At 71.0% G+C, this 14,743-nt stretch carries 16 protein-coding genes; 9 read left to right on the top strand and 7 right to left on the bottom strand.

The window, feature by feature from the left end; all coding sequences use genetic code 11:
* Positions 1 to 182 precede the first annotated feature (182 nt).
* From pseB to AMIS_RS02105, 6 genes are read left to right on the top strand one after another with little or no spacing between them, the layout of a single operon-like run.
* Positions 183 to 1,163, top strand: a complete 981-nt coding sequence (pseB, locus tag AMIS_RS02130; RefSeq protein ID WP_014440541.1) for a UDP-N-acetylglucosamine 4,6-dehydratase (inverting) — start codon at positions 183 to 185, stop codon at positions 1,161 to 1,163.
* Positions 1,163 to 2,281 carry a DegT/DnrJ/EryC1/StrS family aminotransferase gene (locus tag AMIS_RS02125; RefSeq protein WP_014440540.1) on the top strand — a complete coding sequence of 373 codons (1,119 nt, stop codon included), beginning with the start codon at positions 1,163 to 1,165 and terminating at the stop codon, positions 2,279 to 2,281. Before pseB ends, AMIS_RS02125 begins: the two co-directional genes overlap by 1 nt.
* 3 nt (positions 2,282 to 2,284) lie before the next feature.
* Entirely contained in the window at positions 2,285 to 3,121 is an 837-nt protein-coding gene (locus AMIS_RS02120) for a hypothetical protein (protein WP_014440539.1), read from the top strand.
* Positions 3,122 to 3,126: 5 nt separating this feature from the next.
* A complete protein-coding gene (locus AMIS_RS02115) occupies positions 3,127 to 4,557 on the top strand; it encodes a methyltransferase domain-containing protein (protein ID WP_231859367.1) in 1,431 nt (476 codons plus the stop codon).
* The gene (locus tag AMIS_RS02110) at positions 4,554 to 5,279 is read left to right on the top strand and encodes a cytidylyltransferase domain-containing protein (RefSeq protein WP_014440537.1); all 726 of its coding nucleotides are present in this window, start codon (positions 4,554 to 4,556) and stop codon (positions 5,277 to 5,279) included. Before AMIS_RS02115 ends, AMIS_RS02110 begins: the two co-directional genes overlap by 4 nt.
* The gene (locus tag AMIS_RS02105; RefSeq protein WP_014440536.1) at positions 5,276 to 6,283 is read left to right on the top strand and encodes a PseG/SpsG family protein; all 1,008 of its coding nucleotides are present in this window, start codon (positions 5,276 to 5,278) and stop codon (positions 6,281 to 6,283) included. Before AMIS_RS02110 ends, AMIS_RS02105 begins: the two co-directional genes overlap by 4 nt.
* Here the strand turns inward: AMIS_RS02105 and AMIS_RS02100 are convergent.
* Positions 6,261 to 7,268: an NADPH:quinone reductase gene (locus AMIS_RS02100; RefSeq protein ID WP_014440535.1), complete on the bottom strand. Its 1,008-nt coding sequence runs from the start codon at positions 7,266 to 7,268 to the stop codon at positions 6,261 to 6,263. The two genes, AMIS_RS02105 and AMIS_RS02100, sit on opposite strands and share 23 nt — an antisense overlap.
* A 274-nt stretch (positions 7,269 to 7,542) precedes the next feature.
* On the opposite strand from AMIS_RS02100, the gene AMIS_RS02095 reads away from it, so the two are divergent.
* A complete protein-coding gene (locus AMIS_RS02095; protein ID WP_014440534.1) occupies positions 7,543 to 8,019 on the top strand; it encodes a response regulator transcription factor in 477 nt (158 codons plus the stop codon).
* A 43-nt stretch (positions 8,020 to 8,062) separates the two neighbouring features.
* Positions 8,063 to 9,511: a DHA2 family efflux MFS transporter permease subunit gene (locus AMIS_RS02090; protein ID WP_014440533.1), complete on the top strand. Its 1,449-nt coding sequence runs from the start codon at positions 8,063 to 8,065 to the stop codon at positions 9,509 to 9,511.
* A 9-nt stretch (positions 9,512 to 9,520) separates the two neighbouring features.
* Here AMIS_RS02090 and AMIS_RS02085 read toward each other — a convergent pair whose 3' ends face one another.
* From AMIS_RS02085 to AMIS_RS02075, 3 genes are all read right to left on the bottom strand, one after another.
* Positions 9,521 to 10,240, bottom strand: coding sequence for a zf-HC2 domain-containing protein (locus tag AMIS_RS02085; RefSeq protein WP_014440532.1), 720 nt, complete (start codon positions 10,238 to 10,240; stop codon positions 9,521 to 9,523).
* Positions 10,241 to 10,313: 73 nt separating this feature from the next.
* Complete coding sequence (locus tag AMIS_RS02080) at positions 10,314 to 10,835, bottom strand: sigma-70 family RNA polymerase sigma factor (protein WP_014440531.1); 522 nt, start codon at positions 10,833 to 10,835, stop codon at positions 10,314 to 10,316.
* Between the two features lie 136 nt (positions 10,836 to 10,971).
* Positions 10,972 to 12,057 carry a neprosin family prolyl endopeptidase gene (locus AMIS_RS02075; protein ID WP_231859209.1) on the bottom strand — a complete coding sequence of 362 codons (1,086 nt, stop codon included), beginning with the start codon at positions 12,055 to 12,057 and terminating at the stop codon, positions 10,972 to 10,974.
* Positions 12,058 to 12,439: 382 nt separating this feature from the next.
* On the opposite strand from AMIS_RS02075, the gene AMIS_RS02070 reads away from it, so the two are divergent.
* Positions 12,440 to 12,910 carry a cysteine dioxygenase gene (locus AMIS_RS02070; RefSeq protein WP_041829513.1) on the top strand — a complete coding sequence of 157 codons (471 nt, stop codon included), beginning with the start codon at positions 12,440 to 12,442 and terminating at the stop codon, positions 12,908 to 12,910.
* Between the two features lie 88 nt (positions 12,911 to 12,998).
* Here AMIS_RS02070 and AMIS_RS02065 read toward each other — a convergent pair whose 3' ends face one another.
* The 3 genes from AMIS_RS02065 to AMIS_RS02055 form a co-directional block, all read right to left on the bottom strand.
* Positions 12,999 to 13,559 carry a hypothetical protein gene (locus tag AMIS_RS02065; protein WP_014440528.1) on the bottom strand — a complete coding sequence of 187 codons (561 nt, stop codon included), beginning with the start codon at positions 13,557 to 13,559 and terminating at the stop codon, positions 12,999 to 13,001.
* Between the two features lie 59 nt (positions 13,560 to 13,618).
* On the bottom strand, positions 13,619 to 13,978 hold the full coding sequence (locus tag AMIS_RS02060; RefSeq protein WP_014440527.1) for an Atu4866 domain-containing protein: 360 nt from the start codon (positions 13,976 to 13,978) through the stop codon (positions 13,619 to 13,621).
* A 103-nt stretch (positions 13,979 to 14,081) separates the two neighbouring features.
* Positions 14,082 to 14,648: a TetR/AcrR family transcriptional regulator gene (locus AMIS_RS02055; protein ID WP_051041793.1), complete on the bottom strand. Its 567-nt coding sequence runs from the start codon at positions 14,646 to 14,648 to the stop codon at positions 14,082 to 14,084.
* Between the last annotated feature and the right edge of the window lie 95 nt (positions 14,649 to 14,743).

The raw sequence follows: 14,743 nt of genomic DNA, 5'->3' as shown, positions 1-14,743 counted from the left end.
AACTCCAATGGGGGGTGGTTAGAGGAGTCCTACAATCCCGCAGTCGACGGGTCGTCGCGACCAATCCCGCCTTAACTGAAAATGAACTCGCATTGGCGTTTCTCTGCGCGTCTGGAATTGCGCGATCCTCTGGTTATGCTTCCGGCTCGTACCGGCCTATCGCTGATCCCCCGGAGAAAAACGTGTCTGAAATCGCCGGCTCCTCGATCCTTGTCACCGGCTCCACCGGTTCGTTCGGCAAGGCCTTCCTGAAGTACGCGCTGACCCACCTCGACCCGGCTCGCATCGTCGTGTTCTCCCGTGACGAGCTGAAGCAGTACGAGGTCCGCCAGATGTTCGGCGACGACCCCCGGCTGCGGTTCTTCATCGGTGACATCCGCGACCGCGAGCGCCTGGCCCGGGCCATGCACGGCATCGACTACGTCGTGCACGCCGCCGCGCTCAAGCAGGTCGACACCGCGGAGTACAACCCCTCCGAGTTCGTCGCCACCAACATCAACGGCACCCAGAACGTCATCGACGCCGCGATCACCGCCGAGGTGAAGAAGGTCGTCGCGCTCTCCACCGACAAGGCGTCCAGCCCGATCAACCTGTACGGCGCCACCAAGCTGGCCGCCGACAAGATCGTGATCGCCGGCAACCACTACGCCGCCACCCACCCGACCCGGCTCGCCGTGGTTCGGTACGGCAACGTGATGGGCAGCCGCGGCTCGGTCGTCCCGTTCTTCCGCAAGCTGGCCGCCGAGGGCAAGAGCCTGCCGATCACCGACAAGCGGATGACCCGCTTCTGGATCAGCCTGGACCAGGCAGTGCAGTTCGTCGTCGACTCGTTCGACGTGATGCGCGGCGGCGAGCTCTACGTGCCGCGGATCCCGAGCATGCGGATCCTCGACCTGGTCGAGGCCGTCGCGCCGGACGCGCCCACCCACGAGATGGGCATGCGGCCCGGTGAGAAGCTGCACGAAGAGATGATCGCCGCCGACGACAGCCGCCGGACGCTGCGCTTCAAGGACCGTTACGTGGTTCAGCCGGTCGCCGCGAGCTGGGGTTACGAGGCGCCCGAGGGCGGCGAGCCGGTCCCGGACGGGTTCAACTACCGCTCCGACAACAACGACCTCTGGCTCACCGTCGACGACATGCGCGCCCTGCTCGCGGAGAACTGATGCTGCCCTACGGACGACAGTCGATCGACGCCGCCGATGTCGAGGCGGTCGTCGCGGCGCTGGGCAGCGACTGGCTGACCACCGGGCCGCGGGTGGCGGGCTTCGAGGCCGATCTGGAGAAGGTCGCCGGCGCGCCCTGCGTCACGGTCACGAACGGGACCACGGCGCTGCACGCGGCGTACGCGGCGGCCGGTGTGACGCGGGGCGACGAGGTGGTCACCACGCCGATGACGTTCGTCGCGACGGCGTCCGGCGCGGCCATGCTCGGCGCCAAGGTGATCTTCGCGGACATCGAGGACGAGTCCGCGAACATCGACCCGGCCGCCGTGGAGGCCGCCCTCACCGAGCGCACCCGGGTGATCGCCGCGGTCGACTACGCCGGTGTCCCGGCCGACTACGACCGGCTGCGCAAGGTCGGCGAGAGCAGCGGCGCGCTGATCCTCGGCGACGCCGCGCACTCGATCGGCTCGCTGGACCGGGGACGGCCGGTGGGCTCGCTCGCCGACCTGACCACGTTCTCGTTCTTCCCGACCAAGAACTTCACCACCGGCGAGGGCGGCGCGGTCGCGTCGATCCGGCCGGAGCTGGTCACACGCCTGCGCGCGTTCCGGACGGTGGGCGTGGTCCGCGAGGACTTCCGCAACCCGGACGAGGGCGCCTGGTGGTACGAGGTCCCGGAGTTCGGCCTCAACTACCGGCTTCCGGACGTGCTCGCCGCTCTGGGCAGCGCCCAGCTGCGCCGGCTCGGCGCGTTCAAGGAGCGGCGCCGGCAGCTCTCGGCACGCTACGACGAGCTGCTCGCCGGCGTGCCAGGTCTGCGCCTGCCGACGCAGCGGCCGGAGGTCGACCCGATGCGCCACCTCTATCCGGTGCGCGTCCTGGACGGCCGCCGCCGCGAGGTGTTCGACCGGATGCGCGAGGCCGGCATCGGGGTGCAGGTGAACTACATCCCGGTCTACTGGCACCCGGTCTTCGAAGACCTCGGATACCGGCGGGGCATGTGCCCCAACGCGGAGGCCTTCTACGCCGAGGAGCTCTCCCTGCCCCTCTTCGCCGACCTCAGCGACGACGACCAGGACCGTGTGGTCGAGACGCTGCGCGGCATCCTCGGGAGCTAGCGGGTGCACCACGGCAACCACTTCTACGGGCACGCCCACGTCCTCGCTGAGTACTGCGGGCTGGACCCGGCCGATCCGCCGCGGATCGACGGGTACCTGCAGCACGGCTGGAACGTGGTGGACGGGCTGGGCGCCGGTACGCCGTACGCGCCCGGCCGGCCGATCTTCGTCTGGTCCGAGCGCACGCGGCGGCGGGCCTGGTCGATGAACCGCCCGATGGCCACGGTGATCGGCTCGCCCTTCCTCTACCTGCTGAACTCCCTCGCGGACGACGAACAGCCGGAGGACGGACAACAGCCGGAACGGGACGGGACGATCTGGTATCCGTTCCACGGCTGGGAGGGCCAGAAGGTCGACGGCGACCACCGCCGGCTGATCGACGAGATCGTCGCGACCGAGCCCGGCCCGATCACGTTCTGCCTGTACTGGCACGAGTACTCCGACGCCCGGATCCGAGCCGCCTACGAGCGCGCCGGCCGGGTGATCTGCCACGGTTACCGGGGTTACATGCGCATGCGTACCGACACCCGATTCCTGCACAAACAGCTCGCCGAGCTGCGCCGGCACAAGCGGGTCGCCTCCAACCGCCTGAGCAGCGCGGTCTTCTACGGCGTGGCGGCCGGCTGCGAACCGGCCGTCTACGGCAACCCGATGCAGCTCGCCAAGGAGGACGCGCCGACCGCCGAGCGCATCCGGCGGGAGTGGGCCGAGCTGCACGGAACCGCTCCCGACCCAGGCACCGCCCGCCGGATCGCGCTGGCCGAGCTCGGTGACGGCTACCTGGCCTCCCCCGCCGAGCTGCGCGCCACGCTCGGCTGGACCACGGGGGATCAGCGGTGATCCGGATGATCGGCGGGGAGATGCCGGAGCACGCCGAGCAGCGCGCGCCCGTCGGCGGGGAGCTCTACCGTCACCTGCTCGGACGGCTGCCCACCGGAACCCGGGTGCTGGTCGCCGGCCCGCACCACACCGGCCTGCTCGACACGCTGGCCGACGGCCGTACCGTGACCTGCCTGGTCCGCTCGCAGCCGGACGCCGAAGCGCTCGCTGACCGCGGTTTCACCGTGCTCTGCGGCACCCTCGCCAAGATCACCGACACCGACCGGTACGACGTCGTGGTCGCCCTCGACGGCACCTCCCGGCTCTGCTCGCCGGAGGGCCCGCAGCTCGACTGGGCCGAGGCGGTCCGCGTGCTCAAGCGCGCGCTGCGCCCCGGCGGCACCCTGCTGCTGACCGTGGAGAACGAGCTGGGTGTGCACCGTCTCGTCGACCCGGGCACGGTCACCGCGCTGACCAGCGCCGCGACGGCCGCGGAATGGCGTCCGCTCGGCGAGTTCGGCACCGCGCCCGGCCGCCCGGACCGGCTCGCCGCCGCGCTCGGCGCCGAAGGGCTGCCGGTCTCCGGTCTCGCCGCCGCCTGGCCGTCCCAGGCCGAACCGTCCCTGCTGGTCACGCCGGAGACCCTTCGTTACGGGCCACTGGACGCCCTCGCCGCGCTCGCCTCGGGGGCGGTGGCTACCGCGTACCAGGGAAAAGCCGTCCTCAGTGACCCGCGCCGCCTGGCCTCCGCAGCGGTCCGCCGCGGCCTCGGCGCCGAACTGGCGCCCGCCTGGCTCGCCGTCGCGCAGCTCGCCGGGCGGCCGACGCCTGTCGTGCCGGTGCCACCGGTCAGCTATCTGCGCGGCGGAACGGTCGTGGCCGGCACCGGTTCCCTTCCGGCCGGACGGCTGCTGGAGGAGCTGCTGCTCACCGCGGCGCTCGGGCACGACCTGCCCGCGCTGCGGCGGCTGCTCACCGGCTGGACGGCCGCGCTTCCCGCCGCCACCGCCGACAACGTGCTGGTGGAGGACGACAGATACACCCTGCTCGACGAGTCCCGGCCGGAGCAGCCGGACGCGCTCGCCCGCTTCGCGAGCACCCTCACGCTCGGCGGTTACGCACACCCCTGGCCGGCCATCACCGACGTGGCCCGGCTGACCGAGGTGCTGGCCGGGGCGGCCGGGCTGGAGGCCGCACCCCCGGCTCCCGAGCCCGCCGCGGCACCGGGCTCCCGCCGCGACCACGAACAGCAGCTCACCGACCTGCGCCGGCGACTCGCCGACGCCGAGGCCCGCGGCAGCTTCTTCGAGACCGAGCTGGAGAAGCGGGACGCCGAACTGGGTCGCGCCAAGGTCCAGATCGCCGCGTTCAGCGGCTCCTTCGCCTATCGCGCCGCCAAGGCCGGGCTCGGCATCGCCCGCAAGGCGCGCCATCGACTCCACAAAGGACAGCAATGACCACCCTCGGCATCATTCAGGCCCGGATGGGCTCCACCCGGCTTCCCGGCAAGGTGCTGCGCCGCCTCGGCGGGCGAACCGTCCTCGACCGCGTGGTGCGCGCCGCGCGGGACAGCGGGGTCCTCGACGACCTGGTCGTCGCGACCACGATCGAGGCGGCCGACGACGCCGTGGCCGACGAGTGCGCGCGGATCGGCGTGGCCTGCCACCGCGGGCCTGTTGACGACGTGCTGACCCGGTTCCTCGGCGTGCTCGAGACCCGGTCCGCGGACACCGTGCTGCGGTTCACCGCGGACTGCCCGCTGCTCGACCCGCACCTGGTCGCACGGGCCGCACGCGTCTTCTCCGCGGCCGGCGTCGACTACCTGACCACCTCGATCGCCCGGACGCTGCCGCGCGGCCTGGACGTCGAGGTGGTCCGGGCCGCCGTGCTCAAGGAAATCGACAAATTGGCGTACGACCACCACCGCACGCACGTGACGTCGTACATCTACTCGCACCCGGCCGACTTCGACGTCATCGGGCTGACCGCTCAGCCGGACCTGTCCTACCTGCGGCTCACCCTCGACACCGAGGACGACTGGAAACTGATCGAAGCGGTGATCGACCACTTCGGCGACGCGCCGGTCGCCGTCCGCACCCTCGCGAGCTGGCTCGACGTGCAGCCCGAGCTCGCTGCGCTCAACGCGCACGTGCGCCAGAAGGAACTGGACCAGGCGTGAACATCGGGATCCGGTGCGACGCCGGGCCGCGTACCGGGGTCGGCCATCTGGTGCGGTGCGTGGCCCTCGCCGAGGAGCTGACCGCCCGCGGCGCCGACGTGCACTTCCTGGCCGACCTGGGTGGTGTGGCCTGGGCCGAGGCGCAGCTGGAACAGCGCGGACTGCCCTGGCATCCGGCGCCCTACGACGCGGTGGGCCTGGTCGCCGCCGCGCAACGACTCGGGCTGTCGGCGCTGGTCGTGGACTCGTACACGCTGCCGCCGCAGCAGAGCGCCGCGGTCCGGTCCGCCGGGTTGCCGGTGCTGGCCATCGTGGACGGTGACCCGCGCGGGCAGTCCGCGGACATCTACGTCGACCAGAACCTCGACGCGGTGCTCCACGACGGCGACGTGCGGCTGGCCGGGCTCGACTACGCGCTGCTGCGCTCGGCGGTGCGGGAACTCCGGCCGGCCTCTGCTCCTGTGCACGCTTCCACCCGTACCCCGAAGGTCGTCGCATTTTTCGGAGGGACCGACGCCTACCGCGCGGCGCCGCAGGTGGCGCGCCTGCTCACCGAGACCGCGGCGGGCTTCGACGCCACCGTGATCGCCGCCGACGAGAGCCTGCGCGCCGAACTGCTCGCCGTCCAGGCCGGGCCGGGCCAGCACTTCGAGATCATCGGCCCGACCGACCACCTGCCGAAACTCCTGATGAGCGCCGACCTGGTGATCAGCGCCAGCGGGACGTCCACCTGGGAACTGCTCTGCCTCGGCCGCGCCGCCGCCCTGATCTGGGTGGTCGACAACCAGATCCAGGGGTACGAGCGGACCGTCGCCCGTGGCTACGCCGCAGGTCTGGGCCGTCTCGGCGCGTTCGAGCCTGCCTCCGCCGACGTCCTGCGAACCCTGCTGACCTCACCCGAGTCACGGACCGGGATCGCCACGCGCGGCTGGTCCGCGGTGGACGGCCTCGGCGTCGTGCGGGTGGCCGACGCCCTGCTGGCTACAGCGCGGTCACCTCGATGATCACCTTGCCCACGGCGTGGTTCTCGACCGCCTCATGGGCCTCGGCGATCCGCTCCAGCGGGAACCGGAGAATCGGCAGACCGGCCTCCGGACCCACCCGGAACGCGCCCCCGTTCACCGCTTCCGCGACCGCGGCCACCGCGTTCGCCTTCTCCCCGGGCGTGGTGGTGTAGGTGAGCACGTAGTCCAGGCTGACGTTCTTCACCATCGCCGCGAAACTCGGCACGCTGACCGTGCCGCCCATGTAGATCGCGATGTTGCCGCCGGGCGCCACCACGTCCAGATCCAGCTCCAGGTTGGCGGCGCTCACCTCGACGATCAGGTTCGGCGCGGCGCCACCGATCGACTCCCGGACGTCCTCCTCCCGGTAGTTGATCACCCGGTGGGCGCCGGCCGCGGACGCCAGCTCGGCCTTCTCCTTCGAGGAGACCGTGGTGAGCACCGTCGCGCCGGCCCAGGCGGCCAGCTGGATCGCCGCGTTGCCGACCGCGCCGGCGCCACCCGCGACCAGGACCGTCCGGCCCGCGAGCGCGCCCGGGGCGAGCCGCTGCGGCCCGTCGGCAGCCACGGTCAGGCAGCGGTGCGCGGTCAGAGCCGGGATGCCCAGGGCGGCGCCGACCTCCAGCGGGATCCGGTCGTCCATCCGGACCACCTGGTGGCGGGGCAGCACCACGTACTCCTGGGCGGTCCCGTCCGCCCGGCCGTAGCCGGCGTCCCAGACCCAGACCCGGTCACCCGGCTCCAGGCCGCGCACGCCCTCACCGATCGCGTCCACCACCCCGGCGCCGTCCTGGTGCGGCACCCGCGGCGGCGAGACACCGTCCGGAACCCCACGGCCGGCCCGGGTGCCGGTGTCGGTCGGGTTCACTGCGGAGAAGACGATGCGGACCCGCACCTCGCCGGCGGACACCCGAGGCAGATCACGGTCGGTGATGCGAAGAACGGACGCGGCGGGACCGGGCTCGGAGAAAACGGCAGCACGCATGGCCCTCACTCTATTTCTCCGACTCGGGCACCCGGCGCCTCGCGGCAGCGGACGCCCGCGAGCCGGCACGGGGAGCCGACTGGGCAGGCGCGGGAACCAGCTGCTCCGGGTGGCTCCAGCGCTGCGGGATCGGCGCGTGACTCCAGCGGCGTGGCGTGGATAACCCGCATATATGCCGAAATCTTGGGTATCTGGATCCCTATTTCCGGCTCAGGGGTGCGGCTCAATTGCCGAACAACAGGTGCAAGCACTTCACCGCTTCGGAGGTACCGCCGTGCCCACCGTGTTGATCGCAGATGACGAGGCAGACCATCGGGACCTGCTCACCCTCGCGCTGCACCGGCTCGGGTACGACGTGGTGACCGCCGCCGACGCCGCCGAGGCCCTCTCCGCCCTGACCGAGGGCGGGGTGGACGCCGCCCTGATCGACGTCCGGATGCCTGGATTGTCCGGCATTGACCTCTGCCGGACGATCCGCAACGACCCGCGGATCGAATCGCTGCCGATCATGGTGGTCAGCGCGGACGTGCAGCGGCAGCAGATCATGACGGCGCTGCACGCGGGCGCCGACGACTACCTGCCCAAACCGTTCAGCCGCGCCGAGCTGACCGCCCGCCTCGAATCGCTGCTCCGGCAGTGTCCCGCACCGGCCCTGCGCTCGGCGTCGGCGGCGCGGATGGCGATGCTCGCGGCCCGGCAGTCGGTGCCCGAACGGGTAGAGCTGCCTGCCTCGATCCGCCGCATCGCCTGACCTGCCGCCTCGCGCCCGGCCCGGCACGTCGTAGGGTCGCGGGATGTCCCCGGTTCGATACGGCACCCCCGCCGGCCGCTGGATCCTGCTGGCCATGGTGCTCGGATCCAGCCTGGCCTTCATCGACGCCACGATCGTCAACCTGGCGCTGCCCACGATCGCCCGGGAGCTCGGCGCCGAGGCGTCCGGCCTGCAGTGGATCGTCAACGGGTACGCCCTCTCCCTCGCCTCACTGGTCCTGCTCGGCGGCTCGCTCGGTGACCGTTTCGGCCGTCGTCGCGTCTTCCAGACCGGCGTGGCCTGGTTCGCCCTCGCGTCCCTGCTCTGCGGCCTGGCGCCGAACGCCGAGATCCTGATCGCGGCCCGGGTGCTGCAGGGTGTCGGCGGCGCGCTGCTCACCCCCGGCGCGCTCGCGATCCTGGAGGCCTCGTTCGTGGCCGAGGACCGGGCCAAGGCGATCGGCGCGTGGTCCGGGCTGGGTGGCATCGGTGGCGCGCTCGGCCCGCTGCTCGGCGGCTGGCTGCTGGAGCTCGGCAGCTGGCGTGCGCTGTTCCTGATCAACGTGCCGGCGGCGGCCCTGGTGATCGCGATGACGGCTCGGCACGTACCCGAATCGTCTGATCAGAACGCCGCCCGCCGGATCGACGTGGCGGGGGTCCTCAGCTCGGCGATCGGGCTCGGCGGCCTCACCTACGGCTTCACGGCCTGGCCCAGCTCCGGGCCCGATGACCCGGCCGTGGTCCTCTCGCTGGCCGTCGGCGTGCTCGCTCTGGCGGCCTTCGTGCTGATCGAGGCCAGGTCCGCGGATGCCATGCTGCCGATCCGGATCTTCCGCACCCGGGCGTTCAGCGGCGCGAACCTGGTGACCTTCCTGGTGTACGCCGCGAACGGCGGAGTGTTCTTCCTGCTGGTGCTGAACCTCCAGGTGGTGTCCGGATATCCGGCCCTGACGGCGGGTCTGGCCCTGCTGCCGATGACCCTGCTGATGCTCACCCTGTCGGCCCGCGCGGGCGCGCTCGGCCAGCGGATCGGTCCCCGCGTCCCGATGACCGCCGGCCCGCTGATCTGCGCCGCCGGGCTGCTGATGATGTCCACGATCGGGCCGGGCGCGCCGTACTGGACGCGTGTCCTCCCCGCTGTGCTGGTCTTCGGGCTGGGGCTGACGCTGCTGGTGGCCCCGCTGACGGCGACGGCGCTGGGTGCGCTCGACGACGCGTACGCCGGCATCGCGTCGGGCGTGAACAACGCCGTCGCCCGGGCCGCCGGGCTGCTCGCCGTGGCGGTTCTGCCGCTGGCGGCCGGCCTCGGCGGGGGTTCGCTCACCGAGGCGGCCACGCTCGAACCGGTCTACCAGCGCACGATGCTGATCTGCGCCGGTCTGATGGTGGCGGGCAGCCTCGTGGCGTACCTGACCGTCCCGGGTCGTGCCCCCACGCGACGGACGCCGGCTCACACGTTCTGCGATCCGGCGTCCCCGCCCGTGCATCGGTGAGCCCCGGCGTCACACCACCGGGGCGGTGCCGATCAGTTTGCCGCTCTTGTCGGTGATCAGGATGGCTTCGACGTCGTTCACCGGGAACGAACTGGCACCGCTCACCTTCGCCTTGCCGTCCGGGGTGTCGCCCCAGACCGCCGCCTGCTCGGTCGCGCCCGCCTTGTTCCGCACCACGCACAGGAACGGCGCGTCGCCGCTCATCCGGGCCACGTCGAGCGCCACGGCGACGCCCCAGCTCTTCTGCGTGATCGCCGCGGTCCCGGTCAGGCTGCTGCCCGGCGCCGCCTCGAACCGAGCGGTGATCAGCTCCGCGCTCGGCAGCGCTTCCGGCGGGCCCTGCGGCGTCCGGCCACCGGTGAAGATCCCGTACCCGATCGCGGCGGCCGCGATCAGCACGACCGCTGCCGCGACGAGCCAGCGGGTCCGGTTGACCCGCACTTCCTTGTGTTTCTCGGCTCGCATCCGGCTGAGCAGGCCTTCGATGTTCTGCGGGCTCGGCCGCGCGGCCGGACTGACCGCGAGCGGAGCGCCACCACCGGAGTGCCGCGCGTCCGGCAGGTGTTGCAACATTTCCGGTACGGGGGCGAGCCGGTCCAGTTCCGCCCGGCAGTCCGCGCAGTCCCGCAAATGCTCGTCGAGGCGATCGGTGTCGGCCTCGTCGAGACCGCCGAGCAGATATCCACCCAGCAGCCGATGCAGGCTGCCGTGCTCGTCAAGGTCACTCACGATGCCCCTCCGCTTCGCTCCGGGTCCTCGTGTTTTCCGAGCTGAGCCCCATGGATGAGTTCACTTCGCTCACTCATCGAAGCATCCCCATCTCCTCGAAGACGGTGCGCAGCGCGCGGACCGCGTAGTACGCGCGCGATTTGACCGTGCCTTCCGGCACCGAGAGCTTGCGTGACGCATCAGCCACGCTCTGCCCTTCGTAGTACATCGCCTGGATGACCGCCCGATGTTCCGGCGAGAGACGCTCCAGCGCCTCGGCCACCAGCCAGCCTTCCACCATCTGATCCACATTGTCCGCCGACGGCACCGAATTGACCGCGTTCTCGTCGGCGACCAGCCGCGGCCTGCGCTGTTCCGCGCGCCACGCGTTGGTCACCACGTTACGAGCGATGGTGAGCAGGTACGACCTGGTCCGGCCCGGTTCCGGGTCGAGATGGTCGATGTGCTTCCAGGCCCGCAGGAGAGTTTCCTGCACCAGGTCCTCCGCTTTGTGCCGGTCCGAGACGTATCGGGACACAAAGTTGATCAGGACTGAGTAGTGCTCGGTGTAAAGCGCGGTCATCAGCTGCTCGTCGGGGCTCACCCGTCGCTTCATCGGCGCCAGCTCCCCTCGGGTTCCGCCCGGCCACCCGGATGTACATCGTGGCACGCGGACCGGTTCACGGCTGTCCCCAAAACAATCGATGCCCGGTCCTCGTACGAGGGACCGGGCATCGTCAGCGGGCGATGTGTCAGCAGACGCCGGGCCCGCCGTACCGGAACGTCCGGGAGGTCAGCTTGGACACCGCGTAGACCTCACTGGTGGCCCTGATGTTCATCGCGACGGCCGGACCGTTCAGGTAGGACACGCTGCCGACCCGGGCCGACGTGGAGTCCTCGGCCGACCGGCCGTTGCCCATCTCGGTGCACGGCTTGGGAGTGGCCGCGGCGACCTCGCCGAAGACCTGAACGAGGCCGGTCTTGGTGAACTCGTCTCCCCAGAGCTTGCCGGGGAAGTAACCGACCCACTCGCTGTCGAACGCGATCCACCAGGCGTCGTTGAAGAACTGGATGCCGAACCGCGCGTACTTGTCCTGGGCCAGCACGTCACCGGGGAAGATGTTCTTGCTGTACTGCACGAAGCCGCACGTGTTGTAGCAGGTCGGCTTCCGGTCGACCCAGTGGAAGACGAAGAGGTGCGGGTCGTCGTCGCCGTTCACGGTGCGGTCGACGGTCCAGCCCACCTCGACGATCTGGGATCCGTCCGCGGACTGCACGGCCAGCTCGGCGAGCGAGTGGTAATCGGTCTTGGCGAGGGTGGGCTTGCTGATCGTCAGGCTCGCGTACGCCCCGTCGGAGACGGCGGCCTGCGAGCCCACGCTGTAGAGGTAGTTCACCGTCGGCTTGGTGGTCGGCGCGCTCGCGTCCGACGTCGGCGGCGGCTCCGGCGGCTCCGGCGGCAGGACCGTGGTCTTCTCCGACTTCACGAACGTGGTGCGTGAGGTCCGGCCTTTCGGCGCGCGGTCCTCGGCGCGCTCCTCGCTCTCCTCGTCGGGCGCGGCCGCGATCAGGCCGGCCGTCTTGAGCGACTTGCTGCTGGCGCCGTCCTGCCCGGTCCGGATGCTGTGCGGGCGCGCACCCCAGGGCAGCTTCGCCGGCGGCGTGAGGAGCGGCTCCTCGGTGGTCGCCTGCGGGGCCGGCTCGGACGCCGCCGCGGCGGACTCCGGGGCGCCGGGAATCTGCTCGGCGCCGGCGTTCAGCGTCGACACGACGCCGATCGTGCCGATCACAGCTGCCGTGAGACCGGCCGCGAGAAGACCGCGGCGTGACTTCAACACGTGTCCGTCCTCGTTACATCGCCAAGAGCTTCGGGTCGTCGAAGGAGCACCGTCAGCGGGGATGGCGCCCGGGGGAATGTCGGCGCCGGTGGAGCGGCGGGACTCACCATATAGCCATCTCGATGCCGCGAGTATGGCCCTGAGCAGCAATTCCGCCGTTCCGCCGGTAGGGGTAGGCCGATCTGGTGACAGAACACCCAGATGTCACGACAGAGCGTGTTGGACCCACTGCGGAACGAAGTTTTTCGCGCCAGTTCGAGAAAGAGGCAAAGGCCGACAAGGCTCTTTCGGGTCACGGTTCTGCGCATCTGCGGACCAAGGTGGTGATCCGTGTGGTAAAACCTACTAGACCAATGGAGTATATATGAGAAGGAGCGATCTGATGACCGCGGTCGGTGTCCGTCTCGATCACCTCGCCATCGCGCAGGGCTTCGCCGCCTCGCCCGAAAGGTGGCCGGTGGCGCCCCGCTTCGACGCGGACGAACGGTGGTACCACCGGCTCGCGGTCACTGACGACTACGAGGTGTGGCTGCTCACCTGGCTGCCGGGACAGGGCACCGAGATCCACGACCACGGCGGCTCGGCCGGCGCGTTCCACGTCTTCCGCGGCACCCTGACCGAGGACACGGTCGGCACCGGCGGCGGCACGGCGCGGGTCGTCTCCCGCGAGCTCGGCGAAGGCACCGGACGCCGGTTCGGCGAGCACCACGTGCACCGGATGACCAACCTGTCCACCCAGCCGGCGGTCAGCGTGCACGTCTACGGCCCGGCGCTCACCACGATGACGAAGTACCGGCTCGGCCCGGCCGGCCTCGAGGTCCTCACCGTCGAGCGGGCGGGAGCGCAGTGGTGACCGCCGCGCCCGATCCGGGCACGCCTCCGCCCGGCGCCCACCGGACCACCGGCCTGGCCGGCGGGTTCGCCGCCTGGCCGGCGGCCCATCACTTCGGGTAGACAACTCCTGACCGGCCGCTGTACAGGTGCCGGGTGCCGTCGATGTCGTGCCCGGTGTTGGGGGCGTCCAGCCAGACGATGTACGCGGCGCCCGAGGTCAAACCGGTGATCGTGGTACTCACCGAGCAGCCGGTTCCGGCCGCCACGGTCTGCCACTCCGGTTCCGGCTGAGCGCCGCTGACCAGCGCCTGTGGCACGGCCGTGACCCGGTAGCCGGAGTCGTACTGGGTCGGCCACTCGACCTTGAGCGAGCCCGCGCCGGGCGTGACCTCGACCGGGATGAACACCGGGTCGGTCCGCGGCCAGATCTTGGTGCAGCTCGGGTCCGGGGTGGGCGCGGAGACCGAGGGCTCGGCGGTGACGACGGCCTTGCCCCGCGTCGGGACCGGGCTCGGCGTCGCCTGACCGGCGTCCACCTGCATCCAGCTCTCGCCGCTCTCCTGGACCGCCGTGGAGGCGCCGGAGTCGTCGGAGAGGCCGAGCGCCGCACAGCCGCTGAGAACCAGCGGCAGCGCCGTCAGGGCAATACCGATCTTGATAGTGCGCATCCGTCCCCCCGGGTCGATGTCTCCTCTTGATCGACCAAGGAGGCCCGGGGTTGAGGAGTTCAGACCGGGAGCAGCCGGTGCCCGGCCATCTCCAGCTCGCCGTCGAGGACGTGCACCGGCGTGTTCAGGCCGGAGACGTCGTGCAGCACCACGTCGCCGTCCTTGATGTCGTAGGTGCCGCGGGCGGCCTGGCGGCGGCCGGCGACCGCTCCCGCGTACGTGCCGTCGGTGTGCAGACGCAGCTGGACCGTCCCGTCCGGGCTGCGCCAGGCGCCCACCAGGGCGGCATCCCGCACCACCTTCGGGGTGCCGCTGAGCGGGCGCGCGGACACGTCAGCGGCGCCGCCCATGGCGATCGCGAGCAGGGCGGCGGCGTCGAGCACGGTGAAGTCGACGTGGGGCTCGCTGGGGGTGGTCATCGTCACCACTTTCGGACGGCGGTCGGGGTCAGCCCCTTCCTTCGGCCGTCGCGGGACGCTTCCCAGCGGTTCCTGAGTTGCGAACCGGTGCGAACCGGGTGACTTACGGGTGCGCGGCCCGCAGCGCCCCGGTCACCGCCAGCGCGAGCTTCTCCAGGTAGTCGTCGGCGACCGGCTCCCGCGCGATCGCGAGACGCCAGTAGAGCGGCCCGAGCATCATGTCGACGGCGAGGCCGGCATCCGTACCCTCGGGAAGCTCGCCGCGTGCGACTGCCTGGCCCACCAATTTCTCGGCGAGAGCCTGCTGATGCGTGCGGAGCGCCCGCTGGAGGGTCTCGGCGATCTGCGGGTTGCGGGCCGCCTCGGCCATCAGATCCGGGATGATCTGGGACGCTATCCGGTGCTGGAGCGCCCGGCTGACGATCATCATGAGCAGCTCGAGATCGCCGGCGAAACTCCCGGTGTCCGGAAGCGGCACCTTGCGCTCGGCAACGTCCGAGACGATCTCCATGACCATCTCGAGCTTGTTGCTCCAGCGCCGGTAGATCGCGGTCTTGCCCACCCCCGCACGGCGAGCCACCGCCTCGATGGACAATCGGCCATAGCCGACTTCCGCCAACTCGTTCATCACCGCGTTACGGATCGCCACGGTGATATCGCCTCGGAGCACCGCCGCTCCGGCAGGTGCGCGCTTAGTTGTCGCCACAGAGTCACTATAACGCTACGACGTAACGGTTGCGTTCCGCCGTTTGGTCAGCTAGCGTT

It is taken from the genome of Actinoplanes missouriensis 431 (assembly GCF_000284295.1).
Classification (GTDB): Bacteria; Actinomycetota; Actinomycetes; order Mycobacteriales; family Micromonosporaceae; genus Actinoplanes; species Actinoplanes missouriensis.
Note: the sequence above shows the minus strand (reverse complement) of the source record. Positions and strands in the feature narration are given on the sequence as shown.

Excerpts from the sequence above, each read along its gene's own strand:
- AMIS_RS02125 (WP_014440540.1), top strand. The coding sequence starts at position 1,163 with ATGCTGCCCTACGGACGACAGTCGATCGACGCCGCCGATGTCGAGGCG.
- AMIS_RS02115 (WP_231859367.1), top strand. The coding sequence starts at position 3,127 with ATGATCGGCGGGGAGATGCCGGAGCACGCCGAGCAGCGCGCGCCCGTC.
- AMIS_RS02110 (WP_014440537.1), top strand. The coding sequence starts at position 4,554 with ATGACCACCCTCGGCATCATTCAGGCCCGGATGGGCTCCACCCGGCTT.
- AMIS_RS02100 (WP_014440535.1), bottom strand. The coding sequence starts at position 7,268 with ATGCGTGCTGCCGTTTTCTCCGAGCCCGGTCCCGCCGCGTCCGTTCTT.
- AMIS_RS02090 (WP_014440533.1), top strand. The coding sequence starts at position 8,063 with ATGTCCCCGGTTCGATACGGCACCCCCGCCGGCCGCTGGATCCTGCTG.
- AMIS_RS02080 (WP_014440531.1), bottom strand. The coding sequence starts at position 10,835 with ATGAAGCGACGGGTGAGCCCCGACGAGCAGCTGATGACCGCGCTTTAC.
- AMIS_RS02070 (WP_041829513.1), top strand. The coding sequence starts at position 12,440 with ATGACCGCGGTCGGTGTCCGTCTCGATCACCTCGCCATCGCGCAGGGC.
- AMIS_RS02065 (WP_014440528.1), bottom strand. The coding sequence starts at position 13,559 with ATGCGCACTATCAAGATCGGTATTGCCCTGACGGCGCTGCCGCTGGTT.
- AMIS_RS02060 (WP_014440527.1), bottom strand. The coding sequence starts at position 13,978 with ATGACCACCCCCAGCGAGCCCCACGTCGACTTCACCGTGCTCGACGCC.